Origin of the sequence: Saccharopolyspora sp. SCSIO 74807 (assembly GCF_037023755.1) — a bacterium.
GTDB lineage: Bacteria > Actinomycetota > Actinomycetes > Mycobacteriales > Pseudonocardiaceae > Saccharopolyspora_C > Saccharopolyspora_C galaxeae.
This window is the reverse complement of the sequence record NZ_CP146100.1, coordinates 1,340,450-1,356,353: the sequence shown is the minus strand read 5'-3', so window position 1 is coordinate 1,356,353 and position 15,904 is coordinate 1,340,450. Positions and strand designations below refer to the sequence as shown.

The 15,904-nt window shown below is 70.5% G+C and carries 15 protein-coding genes; 14 read left to right on the top strand and 1 reads right to left on the bottom strand.

Annotated features, from left to right (window positions below):
• The first annotated feature begins 122 nt into the window (after positions 1-122).
• The 13 genes from V1457_RS05990 (at position 123) to V1457_RS05930 (ending at position 14,075) form a co-directional block, all read left to right on the top strand.
• Positions 123-1,658: a PrsW family glutamic-type intramembrane protease gene (locus tag V1457_RS05990; RefSeq protein ID WP_338601201.1), complete on the top strand. Its 1,536-nt coding sequence runs from the start codon at positions 123-125 to the stop codon at positions 1,656-1,658.
• A gap of 210 nt (positions 1,659-1,868) precedes the next feature.
• A complete protein-coding gene (locus tag V1457_RS05985) occupies positions 1,869-2,783 on the top strand; it encodes a DUF2520 domain-containing protein (protein WP_338604844.1) in 915 nt (304 codons plus the stop codon).
• Positions 2,780-3,673 (top strand): pantoate--beta-alanine ligase, encoded by an 894-nt coding sequence (gene panC / locus V1457_RS05980; RefSeq protein ID WP_338601198.1) that lies wholly within the window; start codon positions 2,780-2,782, stop codon positions 3,671-3,673. The genes V1457_RS05985 and panC overlap by 4 nt, the downstream gene beginning before the upstream one ends.
• A gap of 53 nt (positions 3,674-3,726) precedes the next feature.
• On the top strand, positions 3,727-4,212 hold the full coding sequence (gene panD / locus V1457_RS05975) for an aspartate 1-decarboxylase (protein WP_200068282.1): 486 nt from the start codon (positions 3,727-3,729) through the stop codon (positions 4,210-4,212).
• Positions 4,213-4,269: 57 nt separating this feature from the next.
• Positions 4,270-5,067 (top strand): type III pantothenate kinase, encoded by a 798-nt coding sequence (locus tag V1457_RS05970; protein WP_200068283.1) that lies wholly within the window; start codon positions 4,270-4,272, stop codon positions 5,065-5,067.
• 716 nt (positions 5,068-5,783) lie between these two features.
• Positions 5,784-6,137, top strand: a complete 354-nt coding sequence (locus tag V1457_RS05965; protein ID WP_200068690.1) for an Lsr2 family protein — start codon at positions 5,784-5,786, stop codon at positions 6,135-6,137.
• Positions 6,138-7,146: 1,009 nt separating this feature from the next.
• A complete protein-coding gene (locus tag V1457_RS05960) occupies positions 7,147-8,127 on the top strand; it encodes an iron ABC transporter permease (RefSeq protein ID WP_338604840.1) in 981 nt (326 codons plus the stop codon).
• Positions 8,124-9,200 carry an iron chelate uptake ABC transporter family permease subunit gene (locus tag V1457_RS05955; protein ID WP_200068284.1) on the top strand — a complete coding sequence of 359 codons (1,077 nt, stop codon included), beginning with the start codon at positions 8,124-8,126 and terminating at the stop codon, positions 9,198-9,200. The genes V1457_RS05960 and V1457_RS05955 overlap by 4 nt, the downstream gene beginning before the upstream one ends.
• On the top strand, positions 9,197-10,063 hold the full coding sequence (locus tag V1457_RS05950) for an ABC transporter ATP-binding protein (protein WP_200068285.1): 867 nt from the start codon (positions 9,197-9,199) through the stop codon (positions 10,061-10,063). The genes V1457_RS05955 and V1457_RS05950 overlap by 4 nt, the downstream gene beginning before the upstream one ends.
• A gap of 277 nt (positions 10,064-10,340) precedes the next feature.
• Positions 10,341-12,905: an ATP-dependent Clp protease ATP-binding subunit gene (locus V1457_RS05945; protein WP_200068286.1), complete on the top strand. Its 2,565-nt coding sequence runs from the start codon at positions 10,341-10,343 to the stop codon at positions 12,903-12,905.
• 95 nt (positions 12,906-13,000) lie between these two features.
• Positions 13,001-13,663 carry a DUF5753 domain-containing protein gene (locus V1457_RS05940; protein ID WP_338601191.1) on the top strand — a complete coding sequence of 221 codons (663 nt, stop codon included), beginning with the start codon at positions 13,001-13,003 and terminating at the stop codon, positions 13,661-13,663.
• Positions 13,663-13,851: a DUF397 domain-containing protein gene (locus V1457_RS05935; protein ID WP_338604837.1), complete on the top strand. Its 189-nt coding sequence runs from the start codon at positions 13,663-13,665 to the stop codon at positions 13,849-13,851. The genes V1457_RS05940 and V1457_RS05935 overlap by 1 nt, the downstream gene beginning before the upstream one ends.
• Positions 13,852-13,880: 29 nt before the next feature.
• Positions 13,881-14,075 (top strand): DUF397 domain-containing protein, encoded by a 195-nt coding sequence (locus tag V1457_RS05930; RefSeq protein WP_338601188.1) that lies wholly within the window; start codon positions 13,881-13,883, stop codon positions 14,073-14,075.
• A gap of 160 nt (positions 14,076-14,235) precedes the next feature.
• Here V1457_RS05930 and V1457_RS05925 read toward each other — a convergent pair whose 3' ends face one another.
• Complete coding sequence (locus V1457_RS05925; protein ID WP_200068287.1) at positions 14,236-14,973, bottom strand: DedA family protein; 738 nt, start codon at positions 14,971-14,973, stop codon at positions 14,236-14,238.
• Positions 14,974-15,303: 330 nt separating this feature from the next.
• On the opposite strand from V1457_RS05925, the gene V1457_RS05920 reads away from it, so the two are divergent.
• Positions 15,304-15,798 carry a hypothetical protein gene (locus V1457_RS05920; protein ID WP_338601184.1) on the top strand — a complete coding sequence of 165 codons (495 nt, stop codon included), beginning with the start codon at positions 15,304-15,306 and terminating at the stop codon, positions 15,796-15,798.
• The last annotated feature ends 106 nt before the right edge of the window (positions 15,799-15,904 follow it).

The window sequence follows — 15,904 nt, the reverse complement described above, 5'->3', positions numbered from 1 at the left end:
GCCCACCCGCATCGCCCTGAACGCTTCGCCGAGGCGTTGCGACGATTTTGCCGGACCGGTCAGCGTGCAGATCGCCGCCCGGGCGGTCCCGGGCGGCCCGGCCGCGTTCTAAGGTTTCGGGCGTGTCCCATCCTGATCTTCCCGGTCCCGACCTCTCCGGTGCGCGCAGGCTGCAGACCCGCAAGCATTCCGCGGTCGGTCTGCCGGTGGCCGGTCTGCTGGTGCTCGGCGTGGTCGGTCTGGTGATGGTCGGCGTGGCCACCTCCCGGGTCGGTGCGCTGCCCGCGCTGGTCGGCGCGTTGGCGGCGTTGATCCCGGTGGGCGTCGTGTTCGCCGCCATCGTGTGGATCGACCGCTGGGAACCGGAGCCGCCGCTGCTCATGCTCGGCGCGTTCCTGTGGGGCGCGGGTGGTGCCACGGCGTGCTCGTTGCTGCTCAACGACTCGGTGGTCGGGCTCGGTGAGCTGCTGTTCGGCCCCAGCAGGCACGTCTTCTTCGAGCGCGCGCTGATGGCCCCGCTGGTGGAGGAGGGCGCCAAGGCGCTGTTCGTGGTGGCGCTGTGGTTCCGGCGGCGCTCGGAGTTCAACGGCCTGGTCGACGGCATCGTCTACGCGAGCCTGACCGCGGCGGGCTTCGCGTTCACCGAGAACATCCTGTACTTCGGCAAGGCGTTCGCGGAGGGCGGCCTGGGCAACGCCACGGGCGGGGTGGTCGCGGTGTTCATCCTGCGCGGCGTGCTCGCGCCGTTCTCGCACCCGCTGTTCAGCGCGATGGTCGGCATCGGCATCGGGCTGGCCTCGCGCACCGCCGACAACCGGCGGCGCGTGCTGTGGCCGTTGCTGGGCTACCTCGGCGCGGTGGTGCTGCACGCGGCTTGGAACGCTTCGACGCTGCTCAGCGGTACGGGCTTCCTGAACATGTACTTCCTGATCATGGTGCCGATCTTCGCGGGCACCGGCTGGCTGATCGTCTGGCAGCGCAAGCGGGAGCAGCGGATCGTCGTGGACCAGCTGCCGGTGCTGCAGCGGGCCGGGCTGATCGTGCGCAGCGAGGTGGAGATGCTGGCTTCGCTGGCGGGCCGACAGGGCTGGTTGCGCAAAGTGCGCCGCAGCGCGGGCGCGGATGCCGCGAAGGCGGTGCGGGACTACCAGATCGCGGTGACCGAGTTGGCGTTCCTGCAGCACCGCGCGGCCGAGGGGCGCACCACCAGTGCGGTGCGCCGCGCGCGGCGGGAGCAGCTGATCGAGGAGCTCAAGGCCGCCCGGCGGGAGGCCGTCGGGTCGCGGGAGGGGTTCCAGACCGCTCGGGTCAAGATCCACGAGTTGACGCAGAGCGTGCGGCGCCCGGCGGTGTGGCCGACGGTTCCGGACGACGCGCAGGAGGACGCGAATCAGGCGGGCCGGGCGGCCCGGCCGAATCAGCAGGGGCCGAATCAGCAAGCCCCGCACCAGCAAGCCCCGCACCAGCAGCCCCCGCCCCAGCCGGGCCCGCCCCCGGGCGCGCGGCCCGCACCCGGCCAGCCGGTGCGCAACCCGCACGATCCGCCGAACGCGCAGCCCCACGGTCCGCAGCACAGGCCTCCGCAATCCCCGCCGGGTCAGCACCCGCCGAACCGGCCGCACCCGAACCCGCCGCCGGATCAGCACCGCCCGGGCTAGTCCGTCCGGCAGCTCGGAGCGACCGCACCACCGGCACGACGCGGACGCGGCAACGCTCCCGCCCCGGCGGCCTGATCGCCCCGGCCCGGCCGAACCGCCCGCGTAATCCTGCCCACCCGCCTGTCCGCGCACCGCATCGCGCGGGCTACTCTCGCGCTGCTGTCCGGTACCCGGTTCGGGACTGGAACAGGTAGGGAGGACGACGTGGCGATGTCTGCCGGGCGTCCGGCCCGCCGGGGCGACGGCCCGCGGCTACGGGTCGGCGTGATCTCCGCGGGCCGAGTGGGCGCCGTGCTGGGAGCAGCGTTCCAGCGCGCCGGGCACGAGGTCGTCGCGGTCTCCGGTGTTTCCGCCGCGTCGCTGCGCCGCGCCGAGGAGCTGCTGCCGCAAGTTCCGGTGCGCCCGCCCGACGAGGTCGCGAACTCCGCCGATCTGGTGCTGCTCGCGGTGCCCGACGACGTGCTCGCCGGTCTGGTGCGCGGCCTGGTCGCCACCGGCTCGCTGCGCTCCGGGCAGATCTTGGTGCACACCTGCGGCGCGCACGGCGTCGCCGTGCTCGAACCCGCAGCGGAGGTCGGCGTGCTGCCGCTGGCGCTGCACCCGGCGATGACGTTCACCGGCCGACCCGAGGACGTCGAGCGGTTGGCGAGCGCCTGCGCGGCCGTCACCGCCGCCGGGGCGGACGAAGCCTCCTGGAACGTCGGCGAAGTGCTCGCGCTCGAACTCGGCGCGGAACCGGTGCGGGTGCCCGAGCAGGCCCGGCGGCTGTACCACACCGCGCTCTCGCACGGCGCGAACCACCTGATCACCCTGATCAACGAGTGCTCGGACCTGCTGCGCGGCGCGGGTGTCGAGATCCCGGAACGGGTGCTGGCGCCGATCCTGTCGGCCTCGCTGGACAACGCGCTGCGCTTCGGCGACAAGGGGCTGACCGGCCCGGTTTCGCGGGGCGACACCGGCACGGTCCGGGCGCACCTCGCCGAACTGCGCGAGTCCGCGCCGGAGGTCTCCGCCGGCTACGCGGAGCTGGCCCGCCGCACCGCGGCGCGCGCCGAGCAGGCCGGGTTGCTGGACCGGCACTCGGCTTCCGAAGTGACCGACGCGCTGGACGAGGAGCAGCGATGACCACAGCGAACAGCGTTGGTGCAGGCCCCGGTTTCACGCCGCGAGAGCTCACGGTGCACCGCATGCCCGCCGAGCTGGCGAAGGTCACGCGGGCGCTGCGCGCGACGGGGCGGCAGGTCGTGCTGGTGCCGACGATGGGCGCGCTGCACGCCGGGCACGTCGAGCTGATCCGCGCGGCGCGCAAGGTGCCGAACTCGGTGACCGTCGTGTCGATCTTCGTGAACCCGCTGCAGTTCGGGCCGGGCGAGGACTTCGACCGCTACCCGCGTTCGCAGGAAGCCGATCTGGAGGTCTGCCGCGCGGAAGGCGCCGAGCTCGTGCTGGCACCGGAACCGGCGCAGATGTACGGCCCGGACCCGCAGATCGGCGTCACCGCGGGATCCATCGGCGAACAGCTCGAAGGCGCCAGCAGGCCCGGGCACTTCGACGGGGTGCTGACCGTGGTCGCGAAGCTGCTCGGCATCGTGCGCCCGGACTACGCGCTGTTCGGCGAGAAGGACTACCAGCAGTTGGTGCTGATCCGCCGGATGGCCAGGGAGCTGAACTTCGACACCGGCGTCCAGGGCGTGCCGACCGTGCGCAACGCCGACGGGCTGGCCCTGTCCTCGCGCAACGGCTACTTGGACGAGCAGCAGCGCCGCGCCGCGCTCGCGCTGTCCGCGGCGATGGCCGCCGGTGCGCACGCGGGTCGTTCCGGGCCGTCGGCGGTGGTCGCCGCCGCGCGCGAGGTGCTCGACGCGGAACCGCTCGTGCAGCCGGACTACCTGGAGCTGCGGGACACCGAACTCGGGCCCGCACCGGAGTCCGGAGAAGCCCGGCTGCTGGTGGCGGCGAAGGTCGGCACCACCAGGTTGATCGACAACGCGCTCGTGGTGCTGGGCTCCCAGTGACGCCGCGGCCGGTGCCGGACCGCTGCGGCGGTGGATGAAGGGGAGCTGTCCCGATGTTCCGCACGATGCTCAAGTCGAAGATCCACCGGGCCACGGTGACCCGGTCGGACCTGCACTACGTCGGATCCGTCACGGTGGACGCGGACCTGATGGACGCCGCCGACCTGCTGGCGGGCGAGCAGGTCACGATCGTCGACGTGACCAACGGGGCGCGGCTGGAGACCTACGTGATCACCGGTGCGCGCGGGTCCGGAGTGCTCGGCATCAACGGCGCGGCCGCGCACCTGGTCGAGCCCGGTGACCTGGTCATCCTGATCGCCTACGGGGTGATGGACGAGGCGGAGGCGCGCAGCCGCGAGGCCAACGTGGTTTTCGTCGACGCGGACAACGCGGTGGTCGAACGCGGCGCCGATCCGGGTTCCGCCCCGGCAGGTTCCGGGCTCGCCACCAGCGCCGTCGAACCGGCGGATTCCGCGGCGCCCGCCGAGACCGACGACGCCACGCGCCTCGACGCGCTGCTGGCCCGTCCCGAAGCCTGACCGGCCGGACCCGCCCCGAAGCCCGCCCCGCGGCGAAATCTGGAAGGAAGGAAGCCGGTGCTGCTCGCCCTGGACGTCGGCAACACCAACATCACCCTCGGCCTCTACGACGAAGCGGACGGGGCGGATCGCGCGGACGGCGGGCTGGTGCGGGACTGGCGGATGCGGACCGAACCGCGGATGACGGCTGACGAGCTCGCGCTGACCGTGCGCGGTCTGCTCGGCTCGCACGCCGACGGGATAACCGGCATCTCCGCGTTGTCCACGGTTCCCGCGTTGCTGCGCGAACTGCGCGTGATGCTCGGCCGCTATTGGGACGAGGTGCCGCGAGTCGTGGTGGAACCGGGTGTGCGCACCGGGGTTCCGCTGCTGGTGGACAACCCGAAGGAGGTCGGCGCGGACCGGGTCATCAACACCTTGGCCGCGCACCACCTGCATTCCACGAACTGCGTGGTGGTGGATTTCGGTACGTCCACGAACGTCGATGTGATCTCGTCGAAAGGGGAGTTCCTCGGCGGCGCGTTCGCGCCCGGTGTGGAGATCTCGTTGGACGCGCTGGCCTCCCGCGCCGCGCAGCTGCGCAAGGTCGAACTCACCCGGCCCCGCTCGGTGATCGGCAAGAACACCGTGGAGTGCCTGCAATCCGGGATCCTGTTCGGTTTCGCGGGTCAGGTCGACGGGCTGGTGGAGCAGATCGTGGCGGAACTGGAATCCACCCACGGCGGCCCGACGACGGTGCTGGCCACCGGTGGTCTCGCGCCACTGGTCGTCGCCGAATCGCGAACGATCACCCAGCACGTGCCGGATCTGACGCTGCTCGGGCTGCGGTTGGTCTACGACCGCAACTTCCGCTGATCCGGCGCCGCTGCGAAATCGGTATCCCGCACCGCGCTCGTTACTCGTGAGGGATAGTCCGACGCTTGCCACGCGGAACCGGTGCGGTCATCGGGAAGTTCGGCTGCGGGCGAGGTCGCGGCCCGGTGAGTGCGTGCTTTCTGCTTGCCGCGGAGTGCGGAATGCCGTCGGCGGTGCAGGAATGGCAGTACCGGAGACCATGCGGTGCGACGAGTGGGTATCGGCTCGATCCGCTTCGGAGAGCTCGCCCGGAATGACCCGATCCGGGGAGTCCCCTAGGATTTTCCTCGGCGGGGTGAGTGCGTTTGCCGAGTCGCTGCGCTAACCTGACCGTGACAATGTTCGGTGACGGCTCCTATGACAGCTGCGACGGCAGCTTCGATACGGCCGATGACGGCTTCGGCGAACGCTCCAACCGGAAGGCGATTGTTCAACTCGGTTGTGCGCTGTCGAACTTCATCGCCGGCTCGGTGGCACCGCCCGAAGAAGGACCGCTTGCGAGTCACTTCCGGGCAACCGCCGCCGGAGTCCGGTGGCCCGGTCGGCGCACCCCGAGTGCGCCGGAACGGGAAGGTCGGGTGGAGCAGTTCGGCAATAGCGCCCAGCCAGCGGCTCGGTGGGAGAGTCCCGGTGCGGAGTCCGGGCCGCCTGTCCAGGTCACGGCGCCAGGTGTCGTCATCAGGTTTATCGCACAAACTCCGGGGAGGATTGCCACCATGGCGCAGAAGGTCACGGTCACGCTTGTCGACGATCTGGACGGCGGACAGGCCGATGAAACAGTCGAGTTCGCGCTGGACGGCGTCTCGTACCAGATCGACCTTTCCAACGACAATGCGAGCGAGTTGCGCGACGCGCTGTCCGGCTACGTCTCCAGCGCCCGGCGGGCCGGTGGGCGCAAGAAGCCCGGCCCGCGGCCGTCCTCGAGCGGGCGCTCCTCGAGCGGTTCCACCAGCGCGGACCGGGAGCAGAACCAGGCGATTCGGGAATGGGCGCGCAAGCGCGGCCTGAAGGTCTCGGACCGGGGCCGCATCCCCGCCGACATCGTCGACCAATACCACAAGGCGAACTGAAGCAGTCGCGATCAGGGGGCGCCGGGTGATCCCGGCGCCCCCTGATCGTTGTGCGCCGGTTGTTCGCGGATCGGGCGGATACCGATCACGACTCCGGCGCGTTGTTTCGCGGGCGCGCGGGATCGAGAAGTGACCGGGAGTGCTCGGCCGGTTCGCGCGAGCACCGCGGGATTGCCGGTCGGTGTCGAATCCGCGGGCGCCGCGCAGGCATCGGCCGTTGATCGGATTGTCACTTTCGGTGTTCGGGTGTGCGGTGCCGAGTGCTGTTCGGCTATCCGGATGTTCGGCGTTCCGCCGCTCGTTTGGTGCCTGCCGATGCGGGCGTGCGCCGAATGTTCTCGGCTCGCAACTTCTCACCGCGCGTCGCCGCGGCGTCGGTGGTCGTTTCGCATCCGAACTCGCCGGTTTCTTTCCGCGTCCGCCCGCGGGTCGCCCGCGGGTCGCGAAACGAGCGGTTCGGATGTTCACGCGCTGCGTTCCGGCTCGCGGGCGGCGGATTTTTTGCACCGCGCTGAGCTGTTCGCCGCAAGATTGCCGCAGCGGTCGCGCCTCGTTCTGCCGGACAGAGCAAACCGATATGCGGCAGCGAGCGCAGTGCGCGCGGTTCGCCGAACGGCGTCGCGCGCGGCGCATGAAACGGCACCGTGCGTGCTGAGTGGAAAAACAGCGCACCGCGCGGCGCGCGGAAACCGCGCCCGCTCCCCGCCGAGTGGCACGGTCGGTGCCGGGACCAGCGCCCGGTGTGACGTGTCCGGATGATCCGGCTCGAAGGAAAACGGTCGGCTTCGCCGGACCGGTCGGCTAGTCTTAGGACGGCCTAACCTAACTTGGGTGCCGGAACGAGCCGGACGAGCTGGGAGTGGACGCTTTGAGACCAAGCGGGAGCGGCGCGACCGCCGCGGGCACCGCCGACGGCCCACCCGACGGCCCGGACAACTCGGCAGGCGGCTCCGCCGAGCCGGGGTCCGCACCCGCGGCCGCGCGGCTCGGTTCCCGGCGCAGGAGGCGGCTGCTCGGGTTGGCGGTGCTGCTCGGCGTGCTCGTGGTGAGCTGCCTGCTCAGCGTCGCGGCCGGGGCGAAGTCCATCCCGCTCGGCGACGTGTGGCAGGCGCTGATCGCGCCCGCGGGCGCGGAGAACGATCTGATCGTGCAGCAGCTCCGGCTGCCCCGGACGCTGGTCGGCGTGCTGGCCGGTGCCGCGCTCGGCCTGGCCGGCGCGTTGATGCAGGGCCACACCCGCAATCCGATCGCCGACCCAGGCATCCTCGGCATCACCCAGGGCGCCGCGCTCGCGGTGGTGCTCGCGGTGTACTCGTTCGGCATCAGCAGCCTCTACGGCTACATCTGGTTCGCGTTCGTCGGCGCGCTGCTCGGTGCGATCGCCGTGTTCGCCATCGGCTCGATGGGCCGCGGCGGGTCGACACCCGTGACGCTCGCGCTGGCGGGCATGGCGATCAGCGCGCTGCTGCAGGCGTTGACCTCGGCGCTGGTGCTGACCGATCAGGAGAGCCTGGACACCTACCGGTTCTGGAAGGTCGGCTCGATCGCGATCACCGACCCCGGCGTGCTCTGGCAGGTGGCGCCGTTCCTGGTGGCCGGGATGGTGCTGGCGTTGGCGAACGCTTCCGGGCTCAACGCGCTGTCGCTGGGCGACGACGTGGCCCGCGGGCTGGGCCACCGCGTCGAGTGGACCCGCCGGCTCGGGCTGCTCGCGATCGCAGTGCTGGTCGGCGGTGCGGCGGCGGTGTGCGGGCCGATCAGCTTCGTCGGGCTCGTCGTGCCGCACATCGCGCGGTTCTTCACCGGTTCCGATCACCGCTGGCTGCTGCCGTTCTCCGCGTTGCTGGGCGCTTCCCTGGTGCTGCTCGCGGACGTGGTGGGCCGGCTGGTCGCGCGGCCCGCCGAGGTGCAGGTCGGAGTGATGCTCGCGATGGTCGGCGCCCCGTTCTTCATCGCGCTGGTGCGGCGCAGGAGGCTGGTGCGGCTGTGACTCAGCTACTCGAGAGCCCCAAGCGGGTACCCGGCCGCTCGCCGGTGCGGGTCGGTCCGCTGTCCGGAGTGCTGCGCGCCCGGCCGCTGCTGGTGCTGTTCGGCGGGCTCGTGGTGCTGCTCGCCGGGCTGGTGCTCGACGTCGCCATCGGGACGTACCCGATCAGCCCGGGTCAGGTGCTGGCGACGTTGTTCGGCGGCGGTGACCGCGCGGATCAGCTCATCGTGTTCACGCTGCGGATGCCGCGGGCGCTGACCGGCCTGCTGGTCGGCGCAGCGCTCGGGCTGGCGGGTGCGATCACCCAGGCGGTCGCGCGCAACCCGCTGGCCAGTCCGGACATGCTGGGCATCACCTCGGGCGCGGGGCTGGCGGCGACCACGATGATCGTGCTCGGCAGCGGGCTCGGCGCGGCTTCGGCGATCGGCCTGCCGGTGGTCGCGCTGATCGGCGGACTGCTCGCCGGGCTGGCGATCTACCTGCTGGCCTATCGCCAGGGCGTCGACTCCTACCGGATCGTGCTGGTCGGCGTGGGCGTCTCCGCGCTGGCCGGGAACGCCACGTACTGGCTGCTGACCGTCGGCGACGTCAACGACGCGGGGCGCGCGATGGTGTGGCTGACCGGCAGCCTCAACGCGCGCGGCTGGGAGCACGTGGTGCCGACGGCGATCGCGCTGGCGGTGCTGCTGCCGCTGGCGCTGCTCGGCGCGCACGTGCTCGGGGCGTTGCAGTTCGACGACGACACCGTCCGCGGGCTGGGCGTGCGGACCGACCTGGCGCGGGGCGCGCTGCTGCTGGCTTCGGTCGTGCTGGCCTCGGTCGCGACCGCAGCCGCGGGACCGGTGCAGTTCGTGGCGCTCGCAGCGCCGCAGATCGCGATGCGGATGGCGCGGGCGGCACGACCACCCCTGGTCGCATCGCTGGTGTTCGGCGCGGTGCTGGTGGTCGTGGCCGACCTGCTGTCCCGGACCGCCTTCGGCGCCATGGAACTCCCGGTCGGCATCGTGACCGCGATCCTGGGCGCCCCATACCTGATCTACCTGCTCGTCCGTCGGTACCGGGAGGACCACGCATGACCTCACCCGTGTCCACACCCACCCAGCCGCTCACCGGCTCCGCAGCCGACCAGCGGTTGCGCGGCCGCGGGCTGCGGCTGGCCTACGGCGAACGGGTCGTCGTGGACGGCCTCGACATCGACGTGCCGGACGGCACGATCTCGGCCGTGATCGGGCCGAACGGCTGCGGCAAGTCGACCCTGCTGCGCGCGCTGGCGCGGCTGCTGCCGCCGAAGAGCGGGCAGGTGCTGCTGGACGGCAAGCAGATCCACAAGATGCCGACCAAGGAGGTCGCCCGCGTGCTCGGCCTGCTGCCGCAGTCGCCGCAGGCGCCGGAGGGGCTGACGGTGGCCGATCTGGTCGCGCGCGGCAGGCACCCGCACCAGTCCTGGTACCGGCAGTGGTCCTCGGACGACGAGCGGGCGGTGGCCGAGTCGCTGGCGTTGACCGGCATCGGCGACCTGGCGGAGCGCGCGGTCGACGAGCTCTCCGGCGGCCAGCGGCAGCGCGCCTGGCTGTCCATGGCGCTGGCGCAGGGCACCGATCTGCTGCTGCTCGACGAGCCCACGACGTACCTGGACCTCTCGCATCAGGTGGAGGTGCTGGACCTGATCGGCAGGCTGCACGACGACAGCGGGCGGACCGTGGTCATGGTGCTGCACGACCTGAACCTGGCCGCCCGCTACGCGGACCGGCTGGTCGCGATGCGCGACGGGGCGATCGTGGCCGAGGGGGCGCCGGGCGAGGTGCTCACCGAGGAATTGCTGGCGGATGTCTTCGGGTTGAACGCCAAGGTGATTCCGGACCCGGTCGCGGGTACTCCGATGGTGGTGCCCGTAGGCGGCCGGCAAACGCCCAGCGTGCCGAACGAGACCGGTCGGTGACACCCGAACGAGTGCAATCGACCTGCGGAAAGCGGCCGTGTTCGCGGTGAGCGGACACCGCCCCCATTGCCCTGCCCCGGCGGAATGTCGCAGCACAGCGGCTCGTTGAACCGCACGGTAGAGGACGAAAGTGAACAGCGGGCTGCCAGCGGGCGCGGACCGTGGCGGGGTGGGGCTACTACAGTGGACCCCAGCGTGCTGAACCCATCGTGGGCATCGGCGAGGCAGGAGCCGTGTCCCGGTACAACACCGCCGGCGCAGCAGTCAGGGAGTGCGAATGTTCGAGAGGTTCACCGACCGCGCGAGGCGGGTGGTCGTCCTGGCCCAAGAAGAGGCCCGGATGCTCAACCACAACTACATCGGCACCGAGCACATTCTCCTGGGCTTGATCCACGAGGGTGAGGGTGTCGCCGCCAAGGCGCTGGAGTCGCTGGGCATCGCCCTGGAAGGCGTGCGCCAGCAGGTCGAGGAGATCATCGGCCAGGGCCAGCAGGCCCCGAGCGGTCACATCCCGTTCACCCCACGGGCGAAGAAGGTGCTGGAGCTGTCGCTGCGCGAGGCGCTGCAGCTCGGCCACAACTACATCGGCACCGAGCACATCCTGCTCGGGCTGATCCGCGAAGGCGAGGGCGTCGCCGCGCAGGTGCTGGTCAAGCTTGGCGCGGACCTGAACCGGGTGCGCCAGCAGGTGCTGCAGCTGCTGTCCGGCTACCAGGGCAAGGAACCGGCCGAGGCCGGTGGCCGCGGGGAGGGCACGCCGTCCTCGTCGCTGGTGCTCGACCAGTTCGGCCGCAACCTCACGCAGAGCGCGCGCGAGTCGAAGCTCGACCCGGTGATCGGCCGGGACAAGGAGATCGAGCGCATCATGCAGGTGCTCTCGCGCCGCACCAAGAACAACCCGGTGATGATCGGCGAGGCCGGTGTCGGCAAGACCGCCGTCGTCGAGGGCCTGGCGCAGAAGGTCGTCAAGGGCGAGGTGCCCGAGACGCTCAAGGAGAAGCAGCTCTACACCCTCGACCTGGGTTCGCTGGTCGCCGGCTCCCGCTACCGCGGTGACTTCGAGGAGCGCCTGAAGAAGGTGCTCAAGGAGATCAAGACCCGCGGCGACATCATCCTGTTCATCGACGAGATCCACACCCTCGTCGGCGCCGGAGCGGCAGAAGGCGCCATAGACGCCGCGAGCATCCTCAAGCCGATGCTGGCCCGCGGCGAGCTGCAGACGATCGGCGCCACCACGCTCGAGGAGTACCGCAAGTACGTCGAGAAGGACCCGGCGCTGGAGCGCCGCTTCCAGCCGATCCAGGTGGGCGAGCCCTCGCTGGAGCACACCGTGGAGATCCTCAAGGGCCTCCGCGACCGCTACGAGGCGCACCACCGGGTGTCCATCACCGACGGCGCGCTGGCCTCGGCGGCCAGCCTGGCGGACCGCTACATCAACGACCGCTACCTGCCGGACAAGGCGATCGACCTGATCGACGAGGCGGGCGCCCGGATGCGCATCCGGCGCATGACCGCGCCGCCGGACCTGCGCGAGTTCGACGAGAAGATCGCCGACGTGCGCCGCGACAAGGAGTCCGCGATCGACGCGCAGGACTTCGAGCGGGCCGCCCGCCTGCGGGACGAGGAGAAGCAGCTCCTCGGCCAGAAGGAGGAGCGGGAGAAGCAGTGGAAGGCCGGTGACCTGGACGTCGTCGCGGAGGTCGACGACGAGCAGATCGCCGAGGTGCTGGCGAACTGGACCGGCATCCCGGTGTTCAAGCTCACCGAGGAGGAGACCACGCGGCTGCTCCGCATGGAGGACGAGCTGCACAAGCGGATCATCGGCCAGGAGGACGCGGTCAAGGCCGTGTCGCAGGCGATCCGCCGCACTCGTGCCGGGCTGAAGGACCCCAAGCGCCCGTCCGGTTCGTTCATCTTCGCCGGCCCGTCCGGTGTGGGTAAGACCGAGCTGTCCAAGGCGCTGGCGGAGTTCCTGTTCGGCGACGACGACGCGCTCGTGCAGATCGACATGGGCGAGTTCCACGACCGCTACACGGCCTCCCGGCTGTTCGGCGCCCCTCCGGGCTACGTCGGTTACGAGGAAGGCGGGCAGCTGACCGAGAAGGTGCGGCGCAAGCCGTTCTCGGTGGTGCTGTTCGACGAGATCGAGAAGGCGCACCAGGAGATCTACAACACGCTGCTGCAGGTGTTGGAGGACGGCCGCCTGACCGACGGTCAGGGCCGCACGGTGGACTTCAAGAACACCGTGCTGATCTTCACCTCGAACTTGGGCACGGGCGACATCTCCAAGGCCGTGGGCCTGGGCTTCTCCGCGGGGAACTCGGCGGAGTCCAACTACGAGCGGATGAAGTCCAAGGTCAACGAGGAGATGAAGAAGCACTTCCGGCCGGAGTTCCTGAACCGCATCGACGACGTGATCGTGTTCCACCAGCTGACCGAGAACGAGATCGTGCAGATGGTGGACCTGCTCACCGGCCGGGTGGAGAAGGCGCTCAAGGGCAAGGACATGTCCTTGGAGCTGACCTCGACCGCGAAGAAGCTGCTGGCCAAGCGCGGGTTCGACCCGGTGTTGGGTGCGCGGCCGCTGCGCCGCACGATCCAGCGCGAGGTGGAGGACCGGCTGTCCGAGAAGATCCTGTTCGGCGAGGTCGAGGCCGGGCAGATCGTGATCGTGGACGTCGAGGGCTGGGACGGCGAAGGCTCCGACGACCAGGCGCAGTTCACCTTCCGCGGCGAGACGAAGCCGGGCCTGGTCCCGGACTCCCCGCCGGTGGACCTGGCCTCCTCGACCGGCCCGTCGGGCTCGTCGGAGGAGTCCGGCGAGAACCGCGAGTCGGAGTGACCTGACGAGCTCCGCTGACGAACGCGGCCCCCGCACCCTTCTCTGGGTGCGGGGGCCGCTTCGCGTTCGCTCCGTGCTTCGCCGTTGAGGGTGCCGTGCGGTCACTCCGCGGCTGTGTTGCTCGTTCAGCTACGGGCGTCGTCGACGGTCCGGCGCGCCGCGTTGACCAGTTGTGCCAGCGCTCGTTCGAGCGGCTCGCCGACCTGCAGGCCGATGCCACGGCGATCGGTTTCTACGACACCGGAATCGTGCCCGGCCTCGCGCAATCCGCTGAATACGCGCGAGCGGTGTTCGCTGCGTGCGACGGAGTCTGGTGGCCCTCCTCGGAAGAGGAGATCCGGCGGAGGTTGGACTTCCGGCTCGAGCAGCAGCGCCGTGTGCTGGAGGCGTCGGAGCCGAAGGACATCACGTTGGTGCTGACCGAAACGGCGCTTGACCAGGTCGTCGGCAGCCCGTCCGTGCTGGGCGGCCAACTTGAGCACTTGCTACGGCTCGCTGATCGTGACGACGTCACGGTCCAGATCATCCCGCGTAGTGTTCCGGACAATCCGGTGCTGGGTGAAGGGCTGATCACCCTGGACTTCGGTGCGTCGGCGCCGAGAATCGCTTTCAAAGGTAGTCACGCGCCCGCCACCTACTACGATCATGAGCAGGACACGACGCCGATGTTCCGGGCGATGGAACGACTTCGTGAACTGGCGTCGTCTCCCGAGGCGTCGGGCGAGCTCCTATCCGCGAAGTTGAGGGGCGTGCAGTGATGGGTTACGACACGGGCTGGTTAAAGAGCACCCGGAGCTCCGGAACCAGCAACATGTGCGTTGAGGTCAGGTTGACCCACCGCGGTGTGTTCGTGCGGGATTCGAAGGAGCCTGCGGGTGGGCATCTGGGTGTGAGCCATGCGGCTTGGCGCCGGTTCCTGGGTGAGATTGCGGACGACCGACCCTGACCCGCGGCCCGGCGGGTGGCGGGCGTGCAATGATCAACCACGACACCGGCTGGTTCAAGAGCAGTCGGAGCGCGGCGAACAGCGACGCTTGTGTCGAGGTGCGGTTAACCGAGCGCGGTGTGTCGGTGCGCGACTCGAAGGACCCTGCGGGCGGCCAGGTGCGTGTGGAGCACGCTTCGTGGGCGCGTTCCCTCGGCGAGGTGGCGGGGCGGGCACAGCACTGAGCAGCACCGACCCCGGTTCTACTGAGATTCCGGCCCTCGCATCTTCCGCGGTGCGGGGTCCGCTTCGCGTTCGCGGTTTTCGACCACCGACGGGGAGCGAACGGACCGCTGGCCCTGCTGGATGGGGCGAACAGGTCGTTCACTCCGGGAAAACGGGGCGTCAGCGGATGCGGGGGAGGCGTTCGGTGGGGCTTTCGGGGTGGGTGACGCGGGGGAACTGGTCGGTGGGGGCATCCGCATCGTCCGCCTCGTCGCGCTCGCGGCGGGTTTGCCGGACGCGGGAGATCACGAAGTAGGCGATGGCCAGTGCGACCACGGCCAGGACGACCTTGGAGAGGATGCCCGCGTACTGCTCGACGAGGTACCAGTTCTGCCCGAGCAGGTAGCCCGCCACCACGAACACGGTGTTCCAGATCAGGCTGCCGAGGCTGGTGAACAGCACGAACGTGGGCAGCGGCATCTTCTCCACCCCTGCGGGCAGCGAGATGAAGCTGCGGAACAGCGGGATCATCCGGCCGAAGAACACCGCCTTCACGCCGTGCTTGCCGAACCACGCCTCGGTGCGGTCCACGTCGGAGAGCTTGACCAGCGGCATCTTCGCCGCGATCCGGTGCATCCGCTCCCTGCCGAGCGCGTGGCCGAGCCAGTACAGCGCGAGCGCGCCGAGCAGCGATCCGGCCGTCGTCCACAGCACCGCCGCGAAGATGTTCATGTTGCCCTGGCTGGCGGTGAACCCGGCCAGCGGCAGGATGAGTTCGCTGGGGATCGGCGGGAACAGGTTCTCGATCGCGATGATCAGGCCGGCGCCGGGGCCGCCGAGAGTTTCCATCACGCCGATGACCCAGGCGGTGAACCCGGTCGGCTCGGCGGGCGCGGCGGCCAGTGCGGTCGAGTGCATCGGGAACTCCGGTGGCGTCGGCAGCAGAGGGGCTGTGCTGGTCGGTGCGGCTTCGCCCGGTCGCGGCGTCCCGTGGGGGCGGGCGCGGCCAGGTCCGCGGATCATCCGGAGATCGACCGGGTAGGGGCGAATGTCCGTTATTCCATGATTCCAGCGCGCTCGGGCGCTTCGCCGTGTGATCCTAATCGCGCCCGACTCGGCGCATTGATCCACAGAGCTGTGGATAACAAGCCTTCCTGTGGACCCCTCTTGTGGACAACTACGTGATCAATCCACAGGGCGCTGAAAAATCCCGCGCACCCGGCTCAAGCCCGCTGCGAAGCTGGAAGGGTGCGCGTGGCGATGCTGGGGCCGTTCCGCCTGCACTCGGCCGACGGAAAGCAGGGGGCGCAGGCGCACCGGCACCTGGCCGAGGCGGAAGAAGCGGCTTCGGACATGTCGCGCACCGGTCCCGCGCAGGTGGTGACGGCAATGGCCGCCGCACCGGTGCTGCTCGACGAGAACGAGCACGAGGCGGCGCGGGAACGGCTGGTCTTGGCGCTGGACAGCGGCATGGGCGTGCGGGAGATGCCCGCGGTGGCCGCGATCGCCGAGATCGCGGCGCGCTGGCGGCTGCGCATCGGTGATCCGCTGGGTGCCGAGCGGATGCTCGGGCTGGCGGTGCGGCTGCGCGGCGTGCCGGACGAGGGCGATCCGGACGTGCGCGGCGTGCTCGCGGAGCTCGCCGCGCACCCGGACCCGGAGACCCGGCGCAAGGCGTTCGACGCCGGCGCCGCGCTCAGCCGCGAAGAGGCTTTCGACGAGCTGCGCGCGACGCTGGCCTGACCCGGCCTGGTCAGCCCTGTTCTGATCGGCCCTGTTCTGATCGGACCTGGCCTGATCCGCACCGGCCTGATCGGCACCGGCCCGATCGACGCCGATCTGAGCGGCA